The following is a 26,034-nucleotide window of genomic DNA, read 5'->3' as shown; positions in this document are numbered from 1 at the left end:
TATCTGATTACCGTAATCCGCCACTGGCCAGTATCACCTCGCCTGTAACCCACCTGGCGTCGTCTGATGCCAGAAATGCGGTTGCCAGTGCAATGTCTTCCGGCTGACCCACCCTGCGAAGCGGCGTATTACTCACCATAGCTGTTTCTATTTCACTTCCTATAAAGCCGGCAGACGTAGCGCCTTCTGTTACCACCATGCCCGGGTTCACTGAATTTACACGAATGTTTTTAGGCCCCAATTCTTTTGAAAGTACACGTGTGATGGAGTCTACTGCACTTTTAGTAGCGGTGTAAATAGCACTACCCGCCGGTGTGGCGCTGGATACGGCTGAGCCGATATTAATGATGCTGCCGCCTTTTTCTGAAAAGCTTTTCACTGCTGCTTTGGAAGCCAGCAGTACACCCAGCACGTTGATGTTGAACTGAAAGTGGTATGATTCTTCTGTAAAATCTGCCAATGCACCCCACTGATAAACGCCCGCATTGTTCACCAGTATATCAACGGCGCCATATTGCCCTAAGGCTTCTGCAAAAAGATGATCTACGTCAGCAGCCTTTGATACATCTCCCTTCACGGCTATTGCTTTGCCGCCGTTAGATATAATTTTAGCTACTACCTTTTCTGCATCTTCCTTGGAAGAAGCATAGTTTACTACTACTGCCGCGCCTTCTGCAGCCAGCTTTTCCGCAATGCCGGCTCCAATTCCTTTCGATGCGCCCGTTACTACGGCCACTTTGTTTTCCAGTCTTTTCATATTGTATTGTACCATTTGGTACACAAAGATAAATAGTATTGTACCAAATGGTCTAATTTATTTTTTGTCCTGTCTGATCTGTGGTGTGTCGGGGGGAAAATGTGTTCTTGAGGTGACGGGTCTTTTTGCCACAGGCTTCACTGCAAATGATAAAAAACAGTATTATATTATCGGGTGGCAGAGCGCAGAAAGGGCGGGCGGGTTAACCACAGCTCTTTACAATACAGGAAGGTAAGCAAAGGAATGGTAAGCACATTTAAACGGTTGAGCTGATAAGCGGCCGGGAAATTGAGATGCAGGCAGGCGCTTATACCTCTGAGAACACCACAGCCATAGCAATCTTTTCCGGTAATATTTTTAAACAGGCACACAGTAAAGTGCCCGTTCCCGCTGTGATAATTGATTTGAAAAATCAACAGGGGAACGAGCAACCATACGGTAAACAATAATTTATTTCCTAACGAGGAATCTGCCTTCGCCATCTTTAAAGGTTCCTACTACAATCAAAATCAGATCAATTAAAGCCCAGATACCGCAGCCACCCAGGGTTAATAACTGGATAATGCCAATAGTGGTCTTTTTGGTGTAGAAGCTATGAACTCCAAATGCGCCTACGAAAAAGCAAAGTAATAAAGTAGTTAACCAATCATACCCTTCCGCATTAGCAGCCGGGCTGGCCGGGTTGGCATGTGCTGCGAATTGGTTGGTTGGTACGCCGCATTTAACGCATACAACGGCTTTGTCGTCAATTTGAGCTCCACAGTTTGTACAAAACATAATGATTCAGGATTTTAAATTTTGCGCATGATAAGGATAAATTATTATATAGTAAAAAGGAAAACCTTATAAATCAAGCTGTTTTAAAAATGAAACGTTAGTGCATTAATATAAAATAAGTTATTTTTTACTTCGTGAGGGATTAATGTATTTACATCGTTTATGATATATGCTTTTATATTTATTAATAACAGTTTAGTAATTATAGTAAATTGACGCCGTGAAACAGAACCTTATTCCCTTATTATTTCTTTTGCTGCCGGTGCTAACGGCATGCAATAATTCTACTGAAACTACTATGCAAAAAAACGGTGAGCTGGCCGGCGTTCATCCCGTGAAGCTGGTAAAAGACGACCTGTTCAACCGGTATGTTGCAGTGTATGACAAATGGACACACCTGCTTGAAAAAAAGCAGCAGGTGGTGAAGTGGATGTACGCAAAAGAAGATCGCTTTGATGTGGAGAAGTATGCGAATGGTGTTTTGCCGGCTGGGGGGCCTTTGCTGGATAAATGGGAGCCGGATGCGAATTATAAGTATGGTTTGGATTCCGGTGGCAGGCCTTGCTACATGCAATATGAAGCCAATGGCGGAGAAATAGTGTATGCAGGCATTTTTAAGTGCAGCAATTCCTGTGTAGAATATGTTGAATACAATATGAGAGACCGGAAACCGGTAGTGATAGTACGATTGCTACAGGAAAATGGCAGGAAAACCGCCTACCAGGCGCTGCATATCAATGGCAAAAAATTGGGCAGGGACTATGAAAATCTTACAGGGCGCGAGGTGGCTGATAAGTTACAGCAAATGGAACATGATATCTTTTGTATGGTAAAGCATTTTCAATACGGCCACGACCGGATAGAAAAGGCTGATTGCTGGGAGTCGCTTGCGGGCGTTAAAGCCACATATTATGAAGAAAGATATCAATATACGGGCACAGGAGCGTTGGATGAAATAAAAAGTGTTTACCCGGATGGTACCAGCCAGTTGCTGTATGTGAAAATGCCGGATAACACCACGATAGAACAACTGTCTGATCAACTGGCGTTACAAATTGCACAGTCGGTAACGGAGAGGCTGGTGAGAAAAAAATGGAATGCGCCTTTGTCTATTTTGCAGTTAGGCATTCACGAGGTGGATGATTATCATCCCCATTTAAGTATGCTTACGGTGAAGGAAAAGGTGGATATATTGAATACTTATGACGAATTGCGTTTTGAAAAACTTTTTATACTGGTGAGTGATGATAAGCATTTTCGGGCCGACACCAGTTATGAGCGGTTATATACTGCTTTTATGGGCAAGGTGCAGGAGGGGGATGAATGGTGGTTGCCGGCTAATGAAATGATATATAAAGCAGCCAGGTTGCTTACGGTGAACAAGCTTTGGAATAAGGTGCCTGTAGATAAAGATTTTGTTGCCTATGCGGTGGATTGGAGCATGGGGCCGAATGAGGAAGGGGAGATGGGTAAATTGCTGCTTACCTGTGGTTTGCCGGCAGAAACTTTGCGTAAGTGGGAGCGGGAAGGATATTTCAAATAATTGACACAAAAGCATAGTTTTGGCGGCGTAATACAATCAATTCTCAACAACAGACGAATGAAAAGTAAAAGACAATTGGTACTCATGACCGTAGCAGCTGCCGGCATGTGGGTAATGACATCTTGCAAAACAAATGATTACAAAGAGTTTCCGAAAGAAGAAGAAACGGAAGCGCACGGACATGATCATTCCGAAGCGAAACACGAGCATCAGGAAGAAGCTGCTGCACAGGATACTACTAAAAAGGCTGCTTTTACCGTGGCAGGTGTAGTGGGTGATGTGGCTAATGGCAAAGATGGCTTTATGGCTACTATCACTAATGATAAAGGTGTGGTGTATTCCAGCGTATTCAGCATCAGAAACCTGGAAAAAAGCTACAAGCAGCTGAAAGCAGGTGATCATGTAGAGGTAACCGGCGATACTATGCAACTGGGCGACAAAACCCATATCGTAGTAAAGCAATTTACACAGCAATAAGTGGTTGTTGAAAACATTTTATAAGGTACAGTTCCGGCCCTGTGAAGTTTAGCCTGCTGTACCTTTTTTATTCCCTGTTGTTAACAATTGTTAGTTAAGTGGGGCGGATACATTATATTCGTTGAACGTTCTTTAGAAATATACATTTAGCCGGAACTGGTTTTACACAGCCGTAAAGTAAGAGGGGAATCGTGTGTCAATCACGAACTGTCGCGCAACTGTAAGTAACCACTAAGGCTCTTTCAATACATTCACTGTATGCGGTGCGTATGGGAAGGAGGAAGAGCTGTTACAAGTCAGGAAACCTGCCACTCCGGGTAGACAATGCTTTCGCGATTTGAAGTATATGTCGGATAGACGATGGAAGTGCCAGCCGTATTATTCTGTTCAATTAACGTTGAGGAATAGTTTCATGCCTTTATTCCTTTTATCCTGCCTGCCTTATCGCAAAGCTTACGAAGCGCTTGTAAGACATAGTTGTAATAACACCGTTTTCAATTGTTAACAGCCATATGAGTATGAATCCAGTATTACCATCTCCGGGGCTTGCCTTCCGGGATGCATTAAAAAAAGAGTTTCCGCTTCAGATTGTGGGGGCCATCAATGCCAACCATGCGTTGCTGGCCCAGCAGGCAGGTTTTCAGGCTATTTATCTTTCAGGAGGCGGGGTGGCTGCCGGATCGCTGGGCATTCCTGACCTGGGCATTACCCAGCTGGAAGATGTGCTTATCGATATCCGCAGAATCACAGATGTGTGTTCCCTTCCCTTATTGGTAGATGTTGATACGGGCTTTGGTCCTTCAGCCTTTAATGTAGCGCGCACGGTAAAGTCTTTGATACGGGCAGGGGCAGCGGCATTACATATAGAAGACCAGGTGGGGGCCAAGCGTTGCGGTCATCGTCCCGGTAAAGAAGTGGTAAGTAAGGAAGAAATGGTGGATCGCCTGAAAGCTGCCGTAGATGCCAGAACAGATGCGCAGTTTGTGATCGGTGCCCGTACAGATGCTTTTGCAGCCGAAGGGCTGGAAAAAACACTGGAACGGGCGGTGGCGTATAAAGAGGCGGGTGCAGATTTCATTTTTGCCGAAGCGGTGCCGGAACTCGCGCTCTACCGGCAGTTTGCAGATGCTACAGGCCTGCCGGTGTTGGCTAACATCACTGAGTTTGGAATGATTCCGATGTACACAACAGAGCAACTGCACGATGCCGGGGTGGCGATGGCGCTTTACCCGCTTTCAGCGTTCCGGGCAGCGAATAAAGCGGCAGAGAACGTTTACCAGCACATACGGAAAGATGGCACACAGCAGCAGGTGTTAAACACCATGCAAACCAGAGAAGAGCTGTACCGCTCTATCGGATACTACAGCTACGAACAAAAATTGGATGAACTTTTTAAAAAGAACAAAAATGTCTAACGATACCGCTTCCGAATCTTTTAAGCCCAAAAAAAGCGTGATGCTTTCCGGGGTGGCCGCAGGCAATACTGCACTTTGCAGTGTAGGTAAAAGCGGCAACGACCTGCACTACCGTGGATACAATATTCTTGACCTGGCCGGCAAAGCCCAGTTTGAAGAAGTCGCGTATTTGCTTATCTATGGCACTTTGCCCAACAAGGCACAGCTGGCTACTTATAAAGCCAAGCTGAAATCACTGCGAGGGCTGCCGCATTCTGTAAAGAATATCCTGCAGCAAATTCCCACATCCGCCCATCCGATGGATGTGATGCGTTCTACTGTATCTGCCTTTGGAAGTATACAGCCCGAAAAAGATGATCATAACCTGGCGGGCGCCCGGGATATTGCAGATAAACTACTAGCCTGTTTCAGTTCTGCTTTACTGTACTGGTATCACTACTCTCATAATGGAAAGGAGATACAGGTAGAAACAGATGACGATTCTATCGGTGGTCATTTTCTTACGTTACTGCACGGGAGAAAGACGCCTGCTTCGTGGGAAAAAGCGATGCAGATTTCATTGAATTTATATGCAGAGCATGAGTTCAATGCTTCTACTTTTACCAGTCGCGTTATTGCCGGTACGGGGTCTGATTTTTACTCCGCCATTACCGGCGCTATTGGTGCGCTGAGGGGGCCCAAACATGGTGGCGCCAATGAAGTGGCTTATGATATACAAAGCAGGTATGCTTCGCCGGACGAAGCCGAAGCGGACATTCGCAAAAGGCTGGAAAGTAAAGAAGTGATCATAGGCTTCGGGCACCCGGTTTATACGATCTCAGATCCCCGGAATGTAGTGATCAAGGAAGTGGCCAAACAGCTTTCGGAAGAAGCAGGGGATATGCTGTTGTTCCAGGTGGCAGAGCGACTGGAAACACTGATGTGGAACGAGAAAAAAATGTTCCCCAACCTCGATTGGTTTTCGGCGGTTTCCTATCATCTGATGGGCGTGCCTACGTTGTTGTTTACACCGTTGTTTGTGATTTCGCGGGTAACCGGCTGGAGCGCGCACATTATTGAACAAAGGCAGGATGGTAAAATTATCCGGCCCAGCGCTAACTATATCGGCCCTGAAAACCGCGATTATATTCCATTAGAGCAACGCTAATTTCATTTCAAAAATAATATCCTTTATGTCTTCCCATATTTCTAACGAACGTCCGCAACCAGACCAGGTGTTGGTGGATATTGCTGATTACGTACTTTCTTATAGCATAGAAAACGAACTTGCCTGGCAAACAGCGCATTACTGTTTGCTGGATACATTAGGCTGCGGCTTTGAAGCCCTTACTTATCCCGCCTGTACTAAACTGCTGGGACCGGTGGTAAAAGGCACTGTTGTGCCGCATGGCGCTAAAGTGCCGGGTACACAGTTTCAATTAGACCCTGTGCTGGCTGCGTTTAATATCGGCGCTATCATACGCTGGCTGGATTTTAATGATACCTGGCTTGCTGCGGAATGGGGGCATCCTTCCGATAACCTGGGTGGCATATTAGCTACTGCCGACTGGCTTTCGCGTACCGCTGTAGCTAACGGTAAAGCGCCGTTAAAAGTAAAGCAGGTGCTGGAAGCGATGATTATGGCGCACGAAATTCAAGGTGTTCTGGCCCTGGAAAATTCGTTTAATAAAGTAGGTTTAGATCACGTGTTACTGGTGAAAGTGGCATCCACCGCAGTGGTTGGTAAATTGCTGGGCTTGTCAAGGGAAGAGCTGATCAATGCCGTATCCCTGGCTTTTGTAGATGGGCAATCGCTGCGCACTTACAGGCATGGGCCTAACACGGGTAGCCGTAAATCGTGGGCTGCCGGAGACGCTACGTCCCGTGCAGTACGATTAGCACTGATAGCGCAAACAGGAGAGATGGGGTACCCATCGGTGCTTACTGCTAAAACCTGGGGCTTTTATGATGTGTCTTTTAAAGGAAACGCCTTTCAGTTTCAACGTAACTATGGCTCTTATGTAATGGAAAATGTATTGTTTAAAATATCTTTTCCTGCTGAATTTCATTCACAAACCGCTGTGGAAGCTGCGATGACGTTACACGGGGTATTGAAAGCTGCCGGAAAATCAACCGACGATATACGTAGCATCACCATCCGCACACATGAAGCAGCTATTCGCATTATTGATAAAAAAGGCCCGCTGAATAACCCGGCCGATAGGGATCATTGTATTCAGTACATGATAGCTGTGCCGTTATTATATGGCCGACTGACAGCTGCTGATTATGAGGATAGTGTCGCCGCTGATACACGGATAGACCTGCTACGTGATAAAATGCAGTGTGTGGAAGATCCGCAATTCACAAAAGATTATCACGATCCGGAAAAGCGCTCTATTGCCAATGCGCTTACGGTAGAGTTGAACGATGGCACCGTGCTGAGTGAAGTAGTGGTGGAATACCCAATAGGACACAGGCGCAGAAGAAGCGAAGGCATACCTGAGTTAATTCAAAAGTATAAGATTAACCTGGCGCGTATATTTCCGGAGAAGCAACAGTTGCTCATACAGCAGCATACGCTGGACTTTGCTAAAGTTGCCGCACTGGATGTGCATGTGTTTACAGATCTGTTTGTGATCTAAGTTCTGTTTTTAAAAGCATACTGGTTTCAAAAGCAAAAAAGCATTAATCATGGGATTAATGCTTTTTTTATCACCGATAAACCCAAGGGAAAAGCTTACAACAATTCGTCTATCACGGCTTTCAAATGTTCTTCTACCTGTGGGCCTTCGTAGCCTATATGTTTATATTGTAATTTCCCTTTGCTGTCAATAATATACAATGCCGGTATCACTGTAAAGCCAAACACATCGCCTACGGCACTATTGGTGTGGAAATATACCGGGAAACTGTATTTTTTATTGCCCCACCAGCCTTGTGCATCTGCCAGTGTATTGCGTGCTCCGCTGTTAATGATCATCATTTGCACACGCGGGTTATTCCGGTACGTATCATATACCTTTTGCAGGTAAGGCATTTCCTGCATACAAGGTACACACCAGGTGGCCCAAAAATCAATCAACACAATTTTGCCTTGTAAGGTGTCGGGCAATACCGGCTTGCCAGCTAATGTTACAATGCCTTCCAGTGAAGGGGCTTTCGCATATAACAGTTGTGTACGCGCTTCTTCCCGTAACCGTATACTGCGTTGCTGTTGTATCTGTTTCCATTCCGCAGGCCAGCCGGTGCTGTCCCCGTTTTTCCAGAGCATGTAACTGCGGTGTGCTGCTGTAACCAGTGTCGTGTCTGTTACTGTGTTATGCTGTACCTGCCTGCTGTATAAATGAAATGCTTTTTCGTATTGCTGTATCTTTTCATAGCCGGTGGCTGCATATAATAACACTTTTTCATCTGCCTGTAATGCTAAGGCGCTATCCAGGTATTTCTGTGCCTGTGTGTTGTTGTGGCTGTTGGCATAAATGATACCGGTGAGGGCCAGACTGGTGGCAGCAGCGCCACGATGTACAGCGTGGCGTGTGGCATCCGGCACGTAAGAAGGAATATGCCCGGTTTCTTTAAAGTAGCGGATAAGGCCGGCAGGGAAGGTGTCTGACAGCTGGTAGCTCCATCGCGCATATTGCAAAGCTGAGTCGGGGGCCAGGCCCTGGAGTGCCAGTGTTTCTGTTATTTCCTGTATCTGGCGGGGCAGGTAAGGACTATTTACGTTATAGCTATGCCTGGCATGATATAATGCTTTGGTGGCATTTCCTTTTGCGGCATAGTATTGAAACAAGGCTTCATGCGCTCCCGTAAGTCCTTTGGCGTTTTGCGGGGTGGCACTGGCTATTTCTTTTTCCAGCATAGCTACCCGTTTGGCAACGTCTTTTTCTTTCACCATTTCTTCCACGCGCATTTCTGTGCCTGTTGCGGTGTGGGCAAAGCGGGTTTTAATAAGTTGGTATACAGAGTCTGTGCGATTGCCACCCATAATGAGATAGCCCATGGTGGCCAGGTTCATGTTCTCGACAGGATCTGCTTCCAACTTCCGTGCTATATACTCATAGGCCTGTTGGCGAATAGCGGTTTTCTCTGGCTCTGCAGCCTGTGTTACCTGGTTCTGATACAGTCGTACCCGGGCTTCGTAATTATCCGGGTAATCGTGTAGCTCTTCCTGTAACAGTTGCTGTTGTTGTTGCAGCAGGTCAGGGGCTTTACGTAATTGCACGGCCAGGCTGCCGCTTTGGTACATACGCACGTTTTTTACCGGTACATTATTGGCGGTATATACGGCAATAGCAAAATGCCTGCCTTCGGCTGTTCGTATGGTATCGTTGCCCTGCTTAATAAAGAAGGTGGCATAAGTGGCATAGCGCTGTAAAGGAAAGCCTGCTATCCATGCGCCTCCTGCTTTTTGCATAGGCATTGTCACCGGCAACTCGTAAAAGTTGGAAGTGGTAAATACAAGCTGTGGCGTATCGGCTTTAGTAGTGGCAGGCGTATAGGTAATGGTAACGGGATCACCTGCATGCGGGTATTGCGGCAAAATGCTTACCGTTTGCCCTTGTGCATATAAGGAGCCTGCACACCAGGTAATCCCAGCCAGCACCACCCTGTATAGGGCGGTGTGGTGGGTGAACGGGAACCTAGTAATCATTTTGTGTTAAATGTGGATTTGATTTAATCGCATCTGCTGGTATCGGATACAGGGTATCTTTCGATTGCCAGTTAGTGCCTTTACGTGCGCCCAATACAGCATCGGCTCTTTGGGTACGTTTCAGGTCCAGCCAGCGGTGTCCCCATTCGGTAAACAGTTCCACCCTGCGCTCTTGTTCCACAGCCAGCAATACGCCGTCTTTATCCAATGTTTCGGGCAGGGAAGTCAGTAATGCCCGGTGGCGTAGTGTGTCGAGATCGGCACGGGCATCGCTCAGCTTATCCTGTTGTGCCCTGGCTTCTGCGCGTACCAGGTATTGTTCTGCCAAACGCATTACCATAGAATATTCGGTTACACCTGCTGTGTTGGTGCGTATTTTATACTTATAAGGGAAATACACGGTAGCACCAGTGCTTAAAGTTCTGCTGCCGGTCCAGTTGGCTTTACGGGCATCACCGGGTTCAAAAGCGGCTGCCAGGGTGCTGTCCAGTCGGTACAGCGGAGTGGAAGTAGCGGTAGCAGGTGTAGCCGTAAAACCTTCCCAGGTGTTGCGGCCGCCGCTGATGTTTACAGGTTGCAGCTGCCATAGGGCTTCTTTGCTGTTGCCCAGGAACACCTGGTTTAAATTGCTCAGCAACGCATAATTATTATTGCTGATGACTTCCGATGCTTCTGTTTCGGCAGCCTGCCACTGGTGCAGGTACAGATACACGCGCGCCAGCATGGCGGTAGCTACGGCTTTGTTAGGGCGCACTCGGTTGCCGGAAGGATAGGCATCGTTCATCAGTTCCTTCGCCTGTTTCAGATCGCTTACAATGGTTTCATATACCTGGGAGGTTTTAGCCCTCGGTTGCAGCGAAGTGGTTTCGTAATGCGTAGAAGTGATCAAAGGCACATCGCCATACAGGTTCACCAGGTAAAAATGATAGAAAGCGCGCAGGAAATAAGATTCGCCCAGCAGCTGCTTCCGTAACGATTCTGTTAAACCGGTAGCCGCCTGCAGCCCTTCTATACAGGCATTGGCGTTATAGATGTAATAGTAAGGCTGTGTCCACATGGTTAACACATATTGACTACTGGGTAGTAAGGCATTATTTTTAAACACATCAAAGGTGGCAAAGGTGGTATAGTAGTATAACTCATCTGCACCCATGGCCGGCAAAAAGTTCACCAGCACATTCGGAAACTGGTAATTGAATCCGTTCATTTCTGAGTATACGCCCACTACTGCGGCAGTGGCTGTTTTATCGGTAGTGAAAACCAGTTCCGATACCAGCTCTGTTTTGGGTAAGGGAGTATCTACGTATTTGTTGCAGGCACTTCCTGCTATGGATAAGGCTGCAACAGCTATCAGGTATATTCGTTTCATACTAATCAGGTTTGTACAGTGTTTTGGTTAAAACGATAATTGTAAACCGGCGGTAATGGTTTTTAAGGGTGGCAGCACGCGTCCCTGTGTTTCCGGATCAAAGCCATCGTAGCTGGTGATGGTGAACAGGTTTTGTGCCAGCACATATACACTCAGGCCACTGAGCTTCCATTTTTTCACATAACTGCTGAGATCGTAACGCAGCGATACATTCTTTAAACGGATATAAGAAGCGTCACCCCATGCAGCGGTAGACAGGCGGTAGTAATTGCTATACGCATCGTAAGCGGCATTGCCTGCTGTTAAGCTGGCCCGGGGAATGTCGGTAATATCACCTGCTTTCTGCCAGCGGCGTAACGCATCTTTATCCTGGTTCACCATAATACCAATAGGAGAGGCCAGCCTGCTGTAATGCACAGTAGGGCCTTCCTGGTGTACTAACTGTACCAGGAAATCGAGTTGCAGGTTCTTGTACGTGAAACTGTTTTGTAAACCACCATAGTAGTCCGGCATCGTTTTACCCATTACTACATAATCGTCGTATTCCGATACGCGGTTATCGCCCGTTACATCCTGGAATTCAGCTACACCGGTAGATGGATTTACGCCGGTGAACTGATAGCCTTTTACAATGGTTAACGACTTGCCCACCACGTATACATTATTGTAAGAAGAGTTGGCTATGTCGTCATACCGCTGCAGCTTATTGCTGGGAAGGGTAAAGTTTACAGATGTTTTCCAGGTAAAGTTTTTACGCTGAATGTTGGTAGTGTTCAATTCCAGTTCCAGGCCGGTATTTAATACAGTAGCCGGGAAGTTTACGGTAACGGATGGACGGCCCGCCTGTGGAGATAAGGCATAATCCAGTATCTGGTTATCAGAAATATTGCGATAGTAGTTAATGTTCAGCAAAATGCGGTCTTTAAAGAAGCCGGTTTCCAATGCCAGTTCCAGCTTTTTATTTCGCTCCCAGCTAAAGTAAGGATTGGCAATACGAGAAGGGGTTAAACCAGAAACGCCGTCATAAGGATAACTCACGGGGCTCCAGCTATCGAGGTAGTCGTAATAACCACCCATCTGGTCGTTGCCCGAGCTGCCATAGCTGGCACGTAGTTTACCAAAGCTGACAATGCTGTTGGATGGAAAGAATGATTCATTGGTAAATATCCAGGCAGCGCCTAATGCACCAAAGTTGCCAAAGCGCCTGCCACTGCCAAACCGGGTACTGCCATCGCGGCGGAAAGTGGCGTTGATAATGTATTTGTCCTGTATGTTATAGTTGGCTCTTCCATAACCAGCCGTATAGCGGTAAAACTGGTACACGCCGGGGTTGCGGTTGGTGATGCTGCCGGCAGAGGCGATATCTTCCAGTAACTTATCGCTGGGGAAGTTTTCACCCAGCAGGTTCCTGCCTTCCCGCACGCTTTGCTGCCAGGTAGCGCCTGCCAGTAATTGCAGTTTGCCGGGGCCTGCCACTATGTTGTAATCTACCTGCGGCTCTATGGTGTACGAACGCAAAGTGGTATTGCCAAAATAGCTGAAACTGCCGGTGCTGGTAACGGGGTTTAACGAAATGTCCGGGTAGGTTTGCACCACGTCCGAATTGGCCTGGTTATAGCCCAGGCTGGTTTTCAGGTTCAGGCCTGGTAACAGCGTATAGCGTATGGTAGAACTGGCCAGGAGGTTGGTGGTACGCGAAATGGATTTTCTTTCCAGGTAAGCTGCCGGGTTTTGTGCGGTGGTTTTAAACCAGTAATAGTTACCGGTAGAATCGTATAAAGGATAGTTGGGCGACAGATCGTAAAACTGGGTAATGTCAGCAGATAGGGAGTTGTTCTTATCTGTGGTGAAGTTGACAGAAGCAGTAATGTTAAACCTGTTATCGTTGCTGTTGTGTTCAATGTTCAGGTGTGCTGAACCGCGCTGATAGCCTGCATCGCCCGCCAGCACCGTGTTTTCTTTACGGTAGGTGGTGCTGAACATGAAATGTGTTTGGGCGCTGCCACCAGATATGGAAGCAGTTGCCTGCGTTACTTTACCGGTGTGTCCGAACATATACTTCTGCCAGTCGGTGCTTTGCTGATTGCTCCAGGTGAACAGGTCGGGCGCGTTATCGGCATTAGGTGTAATGCCATCATTGGCAAATGCTTCTTTCCGCATTTGCAGGTATTCAGTGGTATTGAGCATGGGCAGCATGTGCACTACTTTACTGCCACCGGTATATACATTGAAGTTAAACTGGGTTTTGCCTGCTTTGCCTTTGCGGGTAGTAATGAGGATAACGCCATTGGCGCCACGCGAACCATAAATGGCAGTGGCATCGGCATCTTTCAATATATCCATGCGCTCAATGTCGGCCGGGTTAATCAGGCTTAATGGACTTTGCTTGCCGTTAGCGCTGGTAAACTGGTCCAGCGGGTCAGAAGTATAAGGCACGCCATCAATAATATACAATGGGTCGTTTCCATTTACCAGCGAGTTCTGGCCACGTAACCTTACGGTAAAGCCGGCGCCGGGTAAACCATTGGAAGCGTTTACAAACAGGCCTGCTACGCGGCCCTGTAAGGCAGCCAGGGGATCGCCTACGGGCTGGCGGGCTATATCGTCTGATTTCACGGTAGCCACGTTACCGGTGTTTAGTTTGCGGGATGTTTGATAATACCCTTTTACCACTGTTTCGTCCAGCTTGTTAACAGAAGGAGCGAGTATTACACGCACGGGTGGCATGCCCGCCTGTAGGGTAATGGTCAGCTGTTGGTCCGCATAGCCTATGTTGGTAAACAGTAAAGTGTATTGGCCGGGGGCAATATTCGCAAAAACAAAACGCCCCTGCGCGTCTGTTTGCACGGTTTTCTTTACCGCTTTCAGCAATACTGCCACACCGGCCAAAGGTTGTCCTGCTTCATCTTCCACAGTGCCGGTAAGCTGTTCGGCTGCCGGAGGAACATAATAACTGTTCAGGGCATCGGCCGCCTTGTTACTGGTGCTGCGGGCAATGACTATAATATTATCCGTAATGGTATAGGTTAAAGCCTGGTTGCGCAGGCAGGTTTTTAATACCTCTTCCAGCGGCGCTTCTTTTACGTTCAGCGTAACCGCCGGCGCATGCGCCAGCACAGACTGGTCGGCTACAAAGGCGTAGCCGGTTTGTTGTTTAATCAGCTCAAATACCCGGCTCAGCGAAAGGTCTTTCCCCGAAATAGATACTTTCTGGGAATAAGACCGGGCACTCACCTGCAAGGTGGCTGCTAATAAGAAAATAGCAGATAGTTTCATAACCAATAGCAGTTTCATACTTTTGTGTGGTTTGGAGTTTACACGTTTTTGTTATTCGCAAGATGGCATTACAGTAAGCCCACACTTTTGGCCGGCGGCGTGAGCAGACGCTTCCGGCTTTTTTATGTGCTTACCTTACAGTCTAAAAGTGTTATGTGGCGCCGGTTTTAAGCAGGCCCGGCCATAACTACGATAGTATTCCCTCTCATAATAAAATGCACGTTTTTGGTAAGTGATAAAGCTTTTAATATCTGCGACACGTATTCTTTACGTGGGATAACTCCATAAAATTCATTACCGGGCACCGGGCCGCTGTATTCCACTTCCACATCGTACCAGCGGGCAATCTGCCGCATAATGCTGGTTATTTTCATATGCTGGAAACGGAATTCGCCTTCTTTCCAGGCCATTACCTGTTGCATGTCGGGGCTGGTTACGGTTAACCCGCCTGTGTTTACAACCGCTTGTTGGGCCGGTGTTAACAGGCAGCTGGCATTGCCAGCGGTAGTGGTTTGCACCCGAACGCTACCCTGTAGCAGGGTGGTGCGGGTGGCATCTTCATCGCTGTAGGCATTGATGTTAAAAGCAGTGCCTAACACCTGCACCTGTTGTTGCTGTGTAGTTACTATAAACGGCATGGCCTTGTTGGCTGCTACTTCAAAATAGGCTTCTCCTGCAAGCGTTACCGTGCGGTTAGCGCCGGTAAAACGAGAGGGATAGCGTAAGCTGGAAGCTGCATTGAGCCACACTTTAGTGCCATCGGGTAATACCACCTGAAACAGGCCACCTTTGGGGGTGCTAAGAGTGTTCCATCCGGCAGCGTCATCGCCGGCGGTGATGTCCGGCTGGTAAGCTATCTGGCCGCTATCCAGTTTTACAATGGTAATACCGCCTTCGCGTGCTACGGTGCCATTCGTGTTATTGTTCAGTTCAATCACCTTACCGCTGGCCAGTGTAAGGGTAGCCCTGCCGGTAGCAGGCGCTTTATCGGCTGCAGCTATTACCGGCGATGACGGCTGATCTTTAGGAGTGATCAAAAGCCAGGTGCCAGCGGCTACTACTAATAGTATAGCCGCCGCAACTGCTGTTGACCAACCCAAAGCACGTAAACGTCCCCCCGAACGTTTGTGCGTATGTAATAATGCGCCCTGCTGTTGCAGGGTTTGCGTAATCTGTTGTAATACTGCTTCGTCGCCCTGTGGTGCAGCCATTGGTTGGGGCAGGGTAGTTTCCCATGCCCGCATTGCTTCGCGCAAATCAGTCTCCTTCAGCGTTTGCAGCCATTGCTGAAACTGAGCTGTTTCCTGCGGCGAAGCTGTGCCTGCCGCTATTTTTTCTAATAGTGATTTGTTAAGCATGTAACTACGTTACCATAATGACGCTGCTACATAAGAAAAGAGGATGGTGAACAGGAAAAAAATGATTCCGCCTTTTTCTGATAATTGTTGTTTGATGAAAGCCACCGATAAATACAGCTGCTTTTTTACCACGTCTTTCGACAGCGATAGCTGTTGGGCAATTTCATCGAGGGAAAGATCGGATACGGTGCGCAGCAGAAAAATCATACGTCGCCTTTCGGGTAACTGCATAATAGCCTGCTGTGCGGTGTGATGATACTCTTTCAACGCCAGTTCGTTTTCTGTTTGCCAGGTTTGTTCGTCCCGGTTATGGGCCGAAAGCTGTTCGTATTTATCCCGGTGCCGCTGCTGCCGGTAAAGGTCCATGGCGGCGTTACGGGCCATACGAAACAGGTAGGGCCTGAAATAACGTACACCTGATAGCATGTCGCGCTTTAACCAGAGCTTTACAAATACTACCTGGATAACTTCCTGGGTTTCAAGAGCCGAACGGTGGGCGAAAGGAAAAATGTACTGATATAATAACTGGTAATAGCGATGATACACCTGGGTAAACGCCTGGTACGCCGCAGTTTCAGGCCCTCCTAACTGCTGCAATAACAATTGTTCGTTTTCATGTACGTGCCCGCTGCTATATTCCTGCTCCTCTTTCAATATATATACACCGCAGTTTGTTTACAAAGCGCTAATGTAAGTGTAAAAACGCACAAAGTATGGTATGGCTTTACCAGAAGCATATGACCATCATCACCTGCACACCGGTATGTAAATTCATAAAAACAGCTTACTTTGCACGCATACCATCGTATACTCCATAGGATAGCGACACAACTGCATTGAACCGTAACCTTACATATCATAACAGCGAATTACTGGAACGTGTGGCGGCAGGCGATAACGCTGCCTTTACCGAACTGTTCAATCAATACTGGGATAATATATACAGCGTAGCCCTTGTGCTTACCAAGTCGGAAGCCATGGCAGAAGATGTAGTGCAGGAAATATTCCTGAAAATATGGAATAAGCGTCAGGAACTTACCGCAGTAACCCGTTTTGATAACTACCTGTTTATTTTAGCGAGGAACCATATTTTCTCCGATTTTAAAAAGCTGCGTATACGCAAGGAGCATGCAGAGCGGCTGCAACACTATTTCAGCGGCTACGAATTCACTCCCGAAGATCAGCTGATGGAAAAAGAAGTATCGGCCATCCTGGAAGCCGCTGTAGCCGGACTTTCTGCCCAGCAGCAGCAGGTGTACCGGTTAAACCGCGAGCAGGGGCTTACTTACGAACAAATTGCCGAAGAACTGGGCATTTCTGTCCATACAGTGCGCAATCATATGGTTCGGGCGCTCAAACATATCCGTGAATATCTACTTCCCTACAATACCAATCTTATCTGGCTGGCAGCCCTTCTCCGGGCTTTTTTATAATTTTTTTGCAGAAGTGTAGTAGCAAAACAGAAGGTTAGTCGTCTTTAGTTCACAGAAGCTGATAACAGGCATGAAAAAGTGGACACAACAATTCAATGAATACCTCACTTCCCAACTGAAAGCCAACGAGCTGGAAGCGTTTTTACAGGGGTCGGTACAGCATGATGCAGAGATCAATGCGGTGATAGAGGAACTGTTGCAGGAAGGGGCTATGCGTGGCATGGGTACCGAAGAGCAGCGTATTCGTATACTGGAAAAGATAAGGCAGCAGCAACAACGCAAGGGCATCCTGCGCCATATGTGGCCTTTGTATCGCTATCTTTCCGCCGCAGCGGTGGTATTGCTGGCGGTTGCCGGCACCTGGTGGCTATTTCGTGATATACCCAGGCGCGACAGGCTGGAAAGTGCTACACATATACAACCCGCTTCTGATAAAGCCACGCTTACCCTGAGCAATGGCCAAACCATTGTATTGAACCAGACAGCTAATAACACCATTGAAGATGCCAACGGGGTAAAGATCCTCAACTTCTCCGGCGGGCAACTAAGCTACCAACAGCAGGCAAAGGGGGGGCCTGCCGGCTTTAATACCCTGGCCACACCACGCGGTGGTCAATACCATGTAATACTGCCCGATGGCTCCAGAGTATGGCTGAACACGGCTTCTTCTATCCGCTTTCCGCTGGCTTTTAACGGTACCCAACGAACCGTGGAAATAACCGGGGAAGCGTACCTGGAAGTGGCTGCTAATCCGCACCAGCCTTTTATAGTAACCACCCCGCATCAACAGGTGCAGGTGCTGGGTACACGCTTTAATATCAATGCTTATTCCGATGAGGTGGAAGCGGCCACTACCTTATTACAAGGCAAGGTGGCTGTGCGCAGCGGTACGCAGCAAAGTTTGCTGCAACCCGGACAGCAGGCCATTACCGCACAGGCAAACCCGGGCATTCGCGTAACGGAAGCAGATACGTCCGGCATTGTATCGTGGATGAACGACAAGTTTGTTTTTACCAGGGCAGATATCAGCGGCGTTATGAGAAAAATACAGCGTTGGTATGCCGTAGAGGTTCTGTTTGAAAAAGGTTTTGATCAGCATTCAAAATTCTCCGGCAGCATTTCCATGAGTCAAAACCTGGCGGAGGTGTTGAAGGTGCTGGAGCTGAGTGGCGTACAATTCGAGGTTGCCGACCATACGGTTACAGTGCTGGCTGGCAATAAAAGATAAGCCGGCTGCCAGCAGGCAAAAAAGGATTCTTCATTTAAACATACCAAAACTATGCTTTCCCGTTATTTATCACCACATGGGCTAAAAGTGCTGCTGTTGCTTTCTTTCGCCCTCAGCATGCACTTTGCATCTGCCCAGAACATTACACTCAAACTTACCAATGCCAGCTTTACACAGGCTATGAATGAAGTAAAGCGGCAATCGGGTTTTGATGTTTTTTATAAAGATGAGTTGATAGAAAATGCCCGGCCCATTGCGTCCCTGCGTCTTGCCAGTTGTCCCTTACGGGCAGCATTGGATTCTATATTCCACACGCAGCCTTTTGATTATTCCATTTCCGGTAAAACTATTGTGCTCACTGCCCGAAAGGTGCGTGCTTCTAAAGGTGGCCCGGCTACTTTGGCGCCTGCGGTAACCAGTACGGCCACCCAGGATTCATTGATTCACGGGGTGGTAAAAGACAGCGCCGGCAACCCGTTGCATGGCGTATCTATACGAAACCTCAGCCGGCCCGGGTTGCAGGCCCTTACCCAATCAGATGGCAGTTTTGATATAGCAGGCACCAGCCACGATGTGTTGAAGATGAGTGCTATTGGATTTATTGCCGACTCTGTGGAGTTTAGCGGTGAGCAGATGTTTGCGATACGTTTAAAAGAACAACCGGGCTTTTTAAAAGGCATACAGGTAGAAACTTTTAAGCAGGAGAAAAAAGACCCTACCACCTCGGTGGATATGACGATGCGCAGCTATATGAACCTTGGCCAGGTGCTGCAGGGTACCGTGCCCGGGTTGAGCCTGCAGATAGTGAATAGCACCACCAAAAAAGTGTTGGCGGTAGATGTGTTTCGTCAATATCAAACCAGTAACAGTGGCGTTATCTATAAGGCCGATTATGTACGGATGAGTGTAGAGGAGTTTCTCAATTATGCAGGTAAAACAGAAGGCAACCGCATTATTAATGGCCTGCTGGATGGTACTATTGTTTATCCGCCCAATGTTGTGCCTATTTATGTATTGATCACTACTACTGTTATAACCAATACGGTAGTGCCGCAGGTAAGAGGGGCCAACAGTTTTTCCGGTAATACTTCGGGCATGCTGGTGATTATTGACGGCTTTCCGCAGGATGGTTTTCCGGCCGATTATCCCATGAATAACGTGGAAAGTATTGATGTGATCAAAGACCCCAGGGAGCTGGTGAAATGGGGGGCTACTGCTGCGGGGGGGATTATTATGATCAAAACCAAGGGGGGCAGGCGGGGTACTATCCGGATAAACTATGCTACTAACTTTTATTTTTCACCTACCCCTACATACACTACTGACAAGTACAGGCAAACGAATACGGGTGATTACCTGGATTATGTAAAAGACTACGACTCTGTAATTCAAACCAGGCGGGACCCTACAGCCACCAATCTCAGTGCCGCTGCACGCCTGCTGGCACAGCGTTACCTGGGCAAGATCACCGAAGAAGCTTTTAACCAAAGCTGGGATTCGTTGCGTGGGTTAAGTAATGAGCAGCAACTGCAGCTGCTGCAACAAAATGCTTTTAAACAAAACCATACATTAACCCTCACGGGCGGCGGCCGGTTGTACAATTTTGCTATCACAGGCATGTATAACAACAGCCGGGAAAGCACTATTGGTAATCATTCCAAAGATGGCAGTATTAATATGAATACGCACTGGAACCTGCTCAATAGTAAATTAAAAATTGACTGGCTGGCAAAGTATGGGCAGGGTACGGCTGTTTCGGGATACACTTTCGATCCCGCAGGCAGTGCTATAGAGCCCTACCAGATGTTGCTGGATGCCAAAGGCAATTATGTATATGATAACACGGCTTTATCGCCCGACTACAATGCTTTAATTATGTCGCGTGGTTATAGAAACTATGGCGTAAACGTGCTGGAAGATGCACGGTTAAACAATGCTACCGCCCGAACAAGACAAGTGCAGTCGAGGCTGAACATGAGCTGGAACCTGGTGGATAATCTTAGCTGGAAAACATCTGTGTATATTACCCAAACTAAAAATGCCACAGAGTCGTTTTACGATAAACAGTCCAGCTACGTGCGGCAGCTGGTAGATAATTACGGGGAACTGTCACCAGGTGGCAGCATCAACTTTTATGTACCCTGGGGTAACATTATGATGTCCGGTACCCGGCATACAAGCGATTGGAATGTACGTACCGGTTTAAACTACGACAAACAGATAGGGAAGCATAGCTTTAGTGCTTCCGTTGGTGCGGGCGCCTCCAGCACCTATTCGTGGAAGCCGGTCAGCTACACACAATATGGCTATAACCCGGCTACTAAAACCGGTGTACCTGTTTTTTTACCCACACCATCCAATACTGCCAGCATCAAAAACTTTTATGCTTTATTTGAGCAATACGGTGGCGTAAACATCAATCCTTATACACTGGTCACTGCTGTTAATGGCGATACCTCCAGAAGCAGGTCTATCAACTATAACGCCTCTCTTTCTTACAACTACAATGGGCTGCTTACTATCAGTGGGGATATCAACAATGCTCTCAGCCCCCTGTATGGGCAGCAGGGCACCTATGCGGTATTGTCTAATAACAAACTGGATATTACTTACCGGCTTTTTAACCGCAAAGGTGACCGTAGTCTTTTCAATTCCCTGTACTTATCTGCGGGCCGGGGAGTTATTAAAATGCCCGATCTGCCGGTAGCTTACACCAACAGCCGGTATCAGCAGGTGTACTGGGGCGATTATACTATCTGGGTAAACGGCGTATCGCCTAACCAGCAAAAGGGACAAAGCACTATCAATTATTACCAGAAGCTTACCTGGAAGTTATTAGGTGAAAAGCTGGCTGTGGATGTGGCTTATAACACCAATAAAATATCGGGTGCTACTACCACGTATTCCAGCACAGATAAAAGCAAGGATACCTCTTACCAGCAACGGTATATGAGCGCGGGTATGAAGGGATCGCTCCGGCATAACCTGCTGAATGTGGCAGTGAACTATAATAAATCGCCGGAAGGAGAAACACAGCTGAATGGTACGCTGGAATATGATATAGCTCGCGAAACCTATTTCCATTCTAAAAAGATCACTACGTTGAAAGTGGGGGGCCTGATGCAGAATATCAGTCCCTACCAGGGCTTAAGCCTGATGATGGGTACTAATGTGGCATCCGGAAACGGGTATAGCCTGGCTACCAATAACGATTTCAGCACGCTGCCACCGAAGAATGTGAACTGGGAAATCCACGGTGCTGTTGGAATGGCCAACGACCGGTACCTGCTGGATTTGCGTTACTATAACAAAACCACATCGGGCCTTAACAGCTATGTGCCTTCCTATACCGACCCTGCCACCGGCGTAAGCTCGCAGGTTACTTACAGCACCATTATTAATAAAGGCGTTGAATTCTTTCTTAAAAACACGCTGGTAAAAACAAAAACGTTCTCCTATATGCTCACGCTGAACGGCGCTTATAATGTAAACGTAGCCAAAAGTGTTCCTGTTACTGCTTATAGCGCCTCCAGCAGTTATGCTACTGCTTTACGCAGCGGGTATAATACCAGTAATCTGTGGACGTATAAATGGGCCGGGCTTAACAACCAGGGCGATCCGCAGATCTATGATGCCAAAGGCGGGGTAACGGCTTCTTTTGACAGCGCTACGCTGGCTTCCTCCCTGGTATATGCAGGTGTGTTAAAAGCGCCGTGGACGGGCGGGCTGATACATGAATTCAGCTTCAAACGCTTTTTTGCCCGAACCTCTATGGTGTTTAGCTGGGGCTATGTAATGAAGTATTACATGCCCTCGTACAGCAGCATTGGCGACAGAAGCGCCATTGTTAAATACCGCTGGCGCAAACCAGGTGATGAAAACTTTACCGATGTACCGCGCATTGCCAATTCGGGAGTGAACAGCAACCGTTCTTACGTGATACAGAACACCAGTAACAACGTGATTACGGCGGATAATATCCGTTTGCAGGAAATAATGATTGGCTGGAACGCGCCTGATGCCCTGGTAAAAAGAATGAAACTGAGTTCACTGATGTTTACACTACAGGTGCAGAATGCGGCTGTATGGGCGCGCAATAAATACAAAATAGATCCCTCCCGTGTAGGCTCTGATGGTAAAATAGGCAACCCTATACTTCGTCAGTATTCCTGTACGCTTAACCTGGGCTTATAAATTGACAATCATGAAAATGTATAAATATCTATACCTGTTGCTTTGTATTTCCGGTGGGATGATGCTGGTAAGTTGTAAAAAGTTCCTGGACATCCGGGCTTCTTCCACAACGGTGAATCCTACCAAAATTTCCGATTTCCAGGAAATGCTGAACAACGACTCGCTGGGTACCAATAATAACCTGCTGGCAGATCTGATCACCGATGATATTACCATGTCGAACAATCATTTGCAATCAGATAATAATTTCAGCCGCACTTACCTGTGGAACAGTATCATCTGGGGATCGGCCGATCAGGACTGGATGTATAATGGTTATTATTCCCGGATACTGCAATTGAATATTATCCTGGACAGGATAGGGAATGCAGAAGCGGACAGTCTGAATACCGAAGAAACCAGGAGTACAATTATTTCAGAAGCTAAAATACATCGTGCCTGGTATTACCTGCAACTGGCTAATATATATGGCCCTGCTTATAATGCCACCACTGCGGCTACCGATCTGGCTGTACCGTTAATACTAACACCGGATGCCAGTGCGCGTCCGGCCCGGTCCAGCGTAGCCACAACCTACAACCAGGTATTGGCCGATCTTACCGATGCAGTAAACAGCACTTACCTGCCTGCCAGGGGAAGGAATATCATTCATCCGGGCAAGGCATCCGGTTTTGCCCTGCTGGCGAGAACCTATTTGTATATGGGCAATTACGATGATGCGCAACGTTTTGCCGATTCTGCCCTGCAATTACAAAGTGCCCTGCTGGATTATAATAAAAAGTATTTCCAGCCCAACCAGTTAACTGATTTATCTGCACATCCGGAAATTATGCTGGGCCGTGTTAGCATAGACAGGGGATACTATAAAACCTATACTGCTCCTCATCTGATAGGTGCCACGCTGAAAACATTGCTAGGCACAGCAGACCTACGTTATACCCGGTTGTTTTACCAGGATATATTTCGCAGTGGCTTTTTAAATGGCGTATCGGTTATTACCACAGATAATAGTGTGGGGGTGCCGGAGGTAATGCTGATAAAAGCAGAATGCCTGGCCCGTAAAGGGAGTGTTGCCGATGCTGGTGCGCTGGTTGATCAGCTGCGTAAAAACCGCTTTACTGCCAGTAGTTATACCTCCCGAACCTATACTACAGATAACATTTTGTCTTATGTATTGGATGAAAGAAGACGGGAGCTGGTGTATTATGGCGGTTTGCGCCTGTTTGATCTGAAACGGTTGAACAAAGATGCGGCTTATCAAAAAGACCTTACCCGCACCAGTGGTACTACTGAACTGGCGAGGCTTCCGGCGGGATCGCCCAAATACCTGTTTCCGTTTGCACCGCTGGTTATCAGCAACAACCTCAATATTGTTCAAAATCCAAGGTGATTTATTAATAGCATTAATTATCTATACCATGTATACTCTCTATAAAAGAATATTCCTGCTGCTGTTTGTCAGTGCGCTGTTTTGGGTAGCTGCCTGCCGTAAAGACAAACCCAGCGATTTCGATGCATTAAGCGGAGCTATGGCAGGCCTGCATGCCAGTTACTACGAACATGCAGTGGCTGTGTTATTAAACGATAGTTTCTTTCATGTTACCAATTCCTACACCAATATACCAGTGAAGCTTACTGCTGCGGCTAGTGTCAACGATACGGTATATGCTGTGGTAGATACGGCACTGATCACTTCTTATAATAGTATGTTTTCTGAAAACAACCCTATTATACCCGCCAATGCTTTTGTGGCATCTAATAACGGAAAATTTGCCATAGCAGCCGGGCATGCCGAGTCTGTAGATTCGTTGCATGTGCAGCTGAATAATGCCACGCAATTAAAAGACAGTGCTATTTACCTGGTACCGGTAAGGTTGTCCGGTAAAAGTGGTATTAGCCTGCAACCCTCTGTTATCTTTTATAAAGTGCAGGTGACTTTTCAAACTTTAAAAGCAAAGATGACTGGAGGTTCTAACAACCCGTTTATTTTTAACCGTGTGTGGTTCTTCAGCCCCTCTGTAAGAATTAACTCTGATGGCAGTGTTACAGGGCCGGGTGTTATTAAAATAGCAGTAGGTTTAAATGCGCCCTTTCCGTTTGCCGATGTATATGTGAACGCAGGCGTTTACAACGATACTACCACGTTGTACGAGTTTTCCCGATACTATACACCTTACCCGGATAACTCTTTCAGCATCGCTAATAAGCGTATCCGTATTCCGGCTAACTCGCTAAAGGGAGTGGATAGTATAGAACTTACCCTTTCCAATTTTGCTTCCTTAAAAAAGTATACCAGTTACCTGCTGGCAGTGAAACTTACCAGTGAAACTGGTTCTGTGTATTCGGTGCCGGTAAGCAAGGATAGCTCGGCTGCTTATTTTTCCATCTTCCCATTTTAATAAAACAAAGTATAAACCATATAAGACATGAAACAGAAAAAATGGCTTACAGCGGTATTGGCAACGGCATTACTGTCTGCAGCTCAGGCGCAGGAAAAATATGTAATAGAAGGCACGGTACAACCTGCCCCGAAAGATATTACCCTGCACCTTTTTTACAGTGGTGATAAAGCATTCTTACATGATTCGGCCAAAGTGGTGAATGGTAAATTCCGGTTTGAAGGAAGTGTGCAGACGAAGGGGATGGCTTATGTAGCTGTACCGCCTGATGGAGAATTGATGGATGTGTATGTGGCAAAACATGGTGGCATGCCTGCCTACCAGATTGGCGTATACCTGGAAACAGGTACCATTAGTTTATTGCTCCATCCCACCGATCAGCAATCGGTAGTGGTGAAAGGTACTGTTAACAATGATGTGATGCAGGCTGCCCGTGCCATTGTGTGGAAATACAATAACCTGGAAACTGCCAGGGCAAAGCGGCTGGAACAAGGTGATAGTGTGCAAAAAGAAGCGGCTGTAAAGGAATACTACCAGATAGTGAAAGCGAAAACGGTGGCCATGGGTGAATTTATAAAAGCACATCCCAATGCATTGGCCAGCCTGGATTTACTGAAAAGGTGGATTAACCCTGTTACCGACCTGTCGGAAGCAAAACAATATTATGCCTATCTAAGCGATGATTTGAAAGCCAGCAGAACAGGTATGATCTATGGAGGGTTGCTGAAGCAATCGGCCCGGATTGATATCGATTCCATTGCCCCGGATTTTCAACTAACAGATACGGCTGGCACCATGCATCACCTGAGCGATTATAAAGGTAAATATGTATTGATCGATTTCTGGGCCAGCTGGTGTGTGCCTTGCCTGAGAGAAATGCCCCATGTGGTAAAAGCGTATGATGCTTTCAAAAACAAAAACTTTGAAGTGATAGGCGTATCGCTGGATGCGCAGGCAGATAACGGACGCGCCAAATGGATCAATGCTTTTAAAAAGGCAGGGATGACATGGCCGCAATGGTCCGATTTAAACGGATGGTCCAGCGCCCCGGCAAAGCTGTATATGATCAATTCCATCCCTTCCAATTTTCTGCTGAACCCTGCCGGTAAAATCATTGCGAAAGACCTGCGTGGACAGGATTTAATGGATGCCTTGCGTAAATACTTATAAAT

The 26,034-nt window shown here is 47.1% G+C and carries 19 protein-coding genes and 1 riboswitch; of the genes, 11 read left to right on the top strand and 8 right to left on the bottom strand.

Annotated features, from left to right (window positions below; all coding sequences use genetic code 11):
• Positions 1 to 7 precede the first annotated feature (7 nt).
• The 3 genes from FLA_RS16380 to FLA_RS16370 all read right to left on the bottom strand — a co-directional run bounded on the left by FLA_RS16380 (position 8) and on the right by FLA_RS16370 (position 1,534).
• The gene (locus FLA_RS16380; protein WP_076377453.1) at positions 8 to 757 is read right to left on the bottom strand and encodes an SDR family NAD(P)-dependent oxidoreductase; all 750 of its coding nucleotides are present in this window, start codon (positions 755 to 757) and stop codon (positions 8 to 10) included.
• 167 nt (positions 758 to 924) lie between these two features.
• Positions 925 to 1,239, bottom strand: coding sequence for a DUF2752 domain-containing protein (locus FLA_RS16375; RefSeq protein WP_076377455.1), 315 nt, complete (start codon positions 1,237 to 1,239; stop codon positions 925 to 927).
• Positions 1,208 to 1,534: a TM2 domain-containing protein gene (locus FLA_RS16370; RefSeq protein ID WP_076377457.1), complete on the bottom strand. Its 327-nt coding sequence runs from the start codon at positions 1,532 to 1,534 to the stop codon at positions 1,208 to 1,210. Before FLA_RS16370 ends, FLA_RS16375 begins: the two co-directional genes overlap by 32 nt.
• Before the next feature lie 298 nt (positions 1,535 to 1,832).
• Here FLA_RS16370 and FLA_RS16365 point away from each other — a divergent pair, with 298 nt between their 5' ends.
• The 5 genes from FLA_RS16365 to FLA_RS16345 all read left to right on the top strand — a co-directional run bounded on the left by FLA_RS16365 (position 1,833) and on the right by FLA_RS16345 (position 7,593).
• A complete protein-coding gene (locus FLA_RS16365; protein ID WP_144263987.1) occupies positions 1,833 to 3,077 on the top strand; it encodes a hypothetical protein in 1,245 nt (414 codons plus the stop codon).
• A gap of 57 nt (positions 3,078 to 3,134) precedes the next feature.
• Positions 3,135 to 3,554 carry a hypothetical protein gene (locus tag FLA_RS16360; protein ID WP_076377461.1) on the top strand — a complete coding sequence of 140 codons (420 nt, stop codon included), beginning with the start codon at positions 3,135 to 3,137 and terminating at the stop codon, positions 3,552 to 3,554.
• Between the two features lie 140 nt (positions 3,555 to 3,694).
• Positions 3,695 to 3,881, top strand: a riboswitch (cobalamin riboswitch).
• 191 nt (positions 3,882 to 4,072) lie between these two features.
• A complete protein-coding gene (gene prpB, locus FLA_RS16355; protein WP_170022679.1) occupies positions 4,073 to 4,969 on the top strand; it encodes a methylisocitrate lyase in 897 nt (298 codons plus the stop codon).
• Positions 4,962 to 6,116, top strand: coding sequence for a bifunctional 2-methylcitrate synthase/citrate synthase (gene prpC, locus FLA_RS16350; protein ID WP_076377465.1), 1,155 nt, complete (start codon positions 4,962 to 4,964; stop codon positions 6,114 to 6,116). Before prpB ends, prpC begins: the two co-directional genes overlap by 8 nt.
• Before the next feature lie 25 nt (positions 6,117 to 6,141).
• Positions 6,142 to 7,593, top strand: coding sequence for a bifunctional 2-methylcitrate dehydratase/aconitate hydratase (locus tag FLA_RS16345; RefSeq protein ID WP_076377467.1), 1,452 nt, complete (start codon positions 6,142 to 6,144; stop codon positions 7,591 to 7,593).
• Between the two features lie 95 nt (positions 7,594 to 7,688).
• Here the strand turns inward: FLA_RS16345 and FLA_RS16340 are convergent, their stop codons facing one another.
• The 5 genes from FLA_RS16340 to FLA_RS16320 form a co-directional block, all read right to left on the bottom strand.
• A complete protein-coding gene (locus FLA_RS16340; protein WP_084206113.1) occupies positions 7,689 to 9,605 on the bottom strand; it encodes a TlpA disulfide reductase family protein in 1,917 nt (638 codons plus the stop codon).
• Positions 9,595 to 10,974, bottom strand: a complete 1,380-nt coding sequence (locus tag FLA_RS16335; RefSeq protein WP_076377469.1) for a RagB/SusD family nutrient uptake outer membrane protein — start codon at positions 10,972 to 10,974, stop codon at positions 9,595 to 9,597. The genes FLA_RS16340 and FLA_RS16335 overlap by 11 nt, the downstream gene beginning before the upstream one ends.
• A gap of 27 nt (positions 10,975 to 11,001) precedes the next feature.
• The gene (locus FLA_RS16330; RefSeq protein ID WP_076377471.1) at positions 11,002 to 14,268 is read right to left on the bottom strand and encodes a SusC/RagA family TonB-linked outer membrane protein; all 3,267 of its coding nucleotides are present in this window, start codon (positions 14,266 to 14,268) and stop codon (positions 11,002 to 11,004) included.
• A gap of 149 nt (positions 14,269 to 14,417) precedes the next feature.
• Entirely contained in the window at positions 14,418 to 15,608 is a 1,191-nt protein-coding gene (locus FLA_RS16325) for a FecR family protein (RefSeq protein ID WP_076377473.1), read from the bottom strand.
• 9 nt (positions 15,609 to 15,617) lie between these two features.
• Positions 15,618 to 16,262, bottom strand: coding sequence for an RNA polymerase sigma factor (locus FLA_RS16320; RefSeq protein ID WP_076377475.1), 645 nt, complete (start codon positions 16,260 to 16,262; stop codon positions 15,618 to 15,620).
• 182 nt (positions 16,263 to 16,444) lie between these two features.
• Here FLA_RS16320 and FLA_RS16315 point away from each other — a divergent pair, with 182 nt between their 5' ends.
• From FLA_RS16315 to FLA_RS16290, 6 genes are all read left to right on the top strand, one after another.
• Positions 16,445 to 17,041: an RNA polymerase sigma factor gene (locus tag FLA_RS16315; RefSeq protein ID WP_076377477.1), complete on the top strand. Its 597-nt coding sequence runs from the start codon at positions 16,445 to 16,447 to the stop codon at positions 17,039 to 17,041.
• Positions 17,042 to 17,111: 70 nt separating this feature from the next.
• On the top strand, positions 17,112 to 18,269 hold the full coding sequence (locus tag FLA_RS16310) for a FecR family protein (protein ID WP_076377479.1): 1,158 nt from the start codon (positions 17,112 to 17,114) through the stop codon (positions 18,267 to 18,269).
• Between the two features lie 51 nt (positions 18,270 to 18,320).
• The gene (locus FLA_RS16305; RefSeq protein ID WP_076377481.1) at positions 18,321 to 22,463 is read left to right on the top strand and encodes a TonB-dependent receptor plug domain-containing protein; all 4,143 of its coding nucleotides are present in this window, start codon (positions 18,321 to 18,323) and stop codon (positions 22,461 to 22,463) included.
• A gap of 10 nt (positions 22,464 to 22,473) precedes the next feature.
• On the top strand, positions 22,474 to 23,853 hold the full coding sequence (locus FLA_RS16300; protein WP_076377483.1) for a RagB/SusD family nutrient uptake outer membrane protein: 1,380 nt from the start codon (positions 22,474 to 22,476) through the stop codon (positions 23,851 to 23,853).
• 28 nt (positions 23,854 to 23,881) lie between these two features.
• Complete coding sequence (locus FLA_RS16295; protein ID WP_144263988.1) at positions 23,882 to 24,862, top strand: DUF1735 domain-containing protein; 981 nt, start codon at positions 23,882 to 23,884, stop codon at positions 24,860 to 24,862.
• Between the two features lie 27 nt (positions 24,863 to 24,889).
• Positions 24,890 to 26,032, top strand: coding sequence for a redoxin domain-containing protein (locus FLA_RS16290; protein ID WP_076377487.1), 1,143 nt, complete (start codon positions 24,890 to 24,892; stop codon positions 26,030 to 26,032).
• The last annotated feature ends 2 nt before the right edge of the window (positions 26,033 to 26,034 follow it).

The organism is Filimonas lacunae, from assembly GCF_002355595.1.
GTDB lineage: Bacteria > Bacteroidota > Bacteroidia > Chitinophagales > Chitinophagaceae > Filimonas > Filimonas lacunae.
This window is presented reverse-complemented; position numbering and strand designations above follow the sequence as displayed.

Coding starts and splice junctions, on each gene's coding strand:
- FLA_RS16380 (WP_076377453.1), bottom strand. CDS start 757: ATGAAAAGACTGGAAAACAAAGTGGCCGTAGTAACGGGCGCATCGAAA.
- FLA_RS16375 (WP_076377455.1), bottom strand. CDS start 1,239: ATGGCGAAGGCAGATTCCTCGTTAGGAAATAAATTATTGTTTACCGTA.
- FLA_RS16370 (WP_076377457.1), bottom strand. CDS start 1,534: ATGTTTTGTACAAACTGTGGAGCTCAAATTGACGACAAAGCCGTTGTA.
- FLA_RS16365 (WP_144263987.1), top strand. CDS start 1,833: ATGCAAAAAAACGGTGAGCTGGCCGGCGTTCATCCCGTGAAGCTGGTA.
- FLA_RS16360 (WP_076377461.1), top strand. CDS start 3,135: ATGAAAAGTAAAAGACAATTGGTACTCATGACCGTAGCAGCTGCCGGC.
- prpB (WP_170022679.1), top strand. CDS start 4,073: ATGAATCCAGTATTACCATCTCCGGGGCTTGCCTTCCGGGATGCATTA.
- prpC (WP_076377465.1), top strand. CDS start 4,962: ATGTCTAACGATACCGCTTCCGAATCTTTTAAGCCCAAAAAAAGCGTG.
- FLA_RS16345 (WP_076377467.1), top strand. CDS start 6,142: ATGTCTTCCCATATTTCTAACGAACGTCCGCAACCAGACCAGGTGTTG.
- FLA_RS16340 (WP_084206113.1), bottom strand. CDS start 9,605: ATGATTACTAGGTTCCCGTTCACCCACCACACCGCCCTATACAGGGTG.
- FLA_RS16335 (WP_076377469.1), bottom strand. CDS start 10,974: ATGAAACGAATATACCTGATAGCTGTTGCAGCCTTATCCATAGCAGGA.
- FLA_RS16330 (WP_076377471.1), bottom strand. CDS start 14,268: ATGAAACTGCTATTGGTTATGAAACTATCTGCTATTTTCTTATTAGCA.
- FLA_RS16325 (WP_076377473.1), bottom strand. CDS start 15,608: ATGCTTAACAAATCACTATTAGAAAAAATAGCGGCAGGCACAGCTTCG.
- FLA_RS16310 (WP_076377479.1), top strand. CDS start 17,112: ATGAAAAAGTGGACACAACAATTCAATGAATACCTCACTTCCCAACTG.
- FLA_RS16305 (WP_076377481.1), top strand. CDS start 18,321: ATGCTTTCCCGTTATTTATCACCACATGGGCTAAAAGTGCTGCTGTTG.
- FLA_RS16300 (WP_076377483.1), top strand. CDS start 22,474: ATGAAAATGTATAAATATCTATACCTGTTGCTTTGTATTTCCGGTGGG.
- FLA_RS16295 (WP_144263988.1), top strand. CDS start 23,882: ATGTATACTCTCTATAAAAGAATATTCCTGCTGCTGTTTGTCAGTGCG.
- FLA_RS16290 (WP_076377487.1), top strand. CDS start 24,890: ATGAAACAGAAAAAATGGCTTACAGCGGTATTGGCAACGGCATTACTG.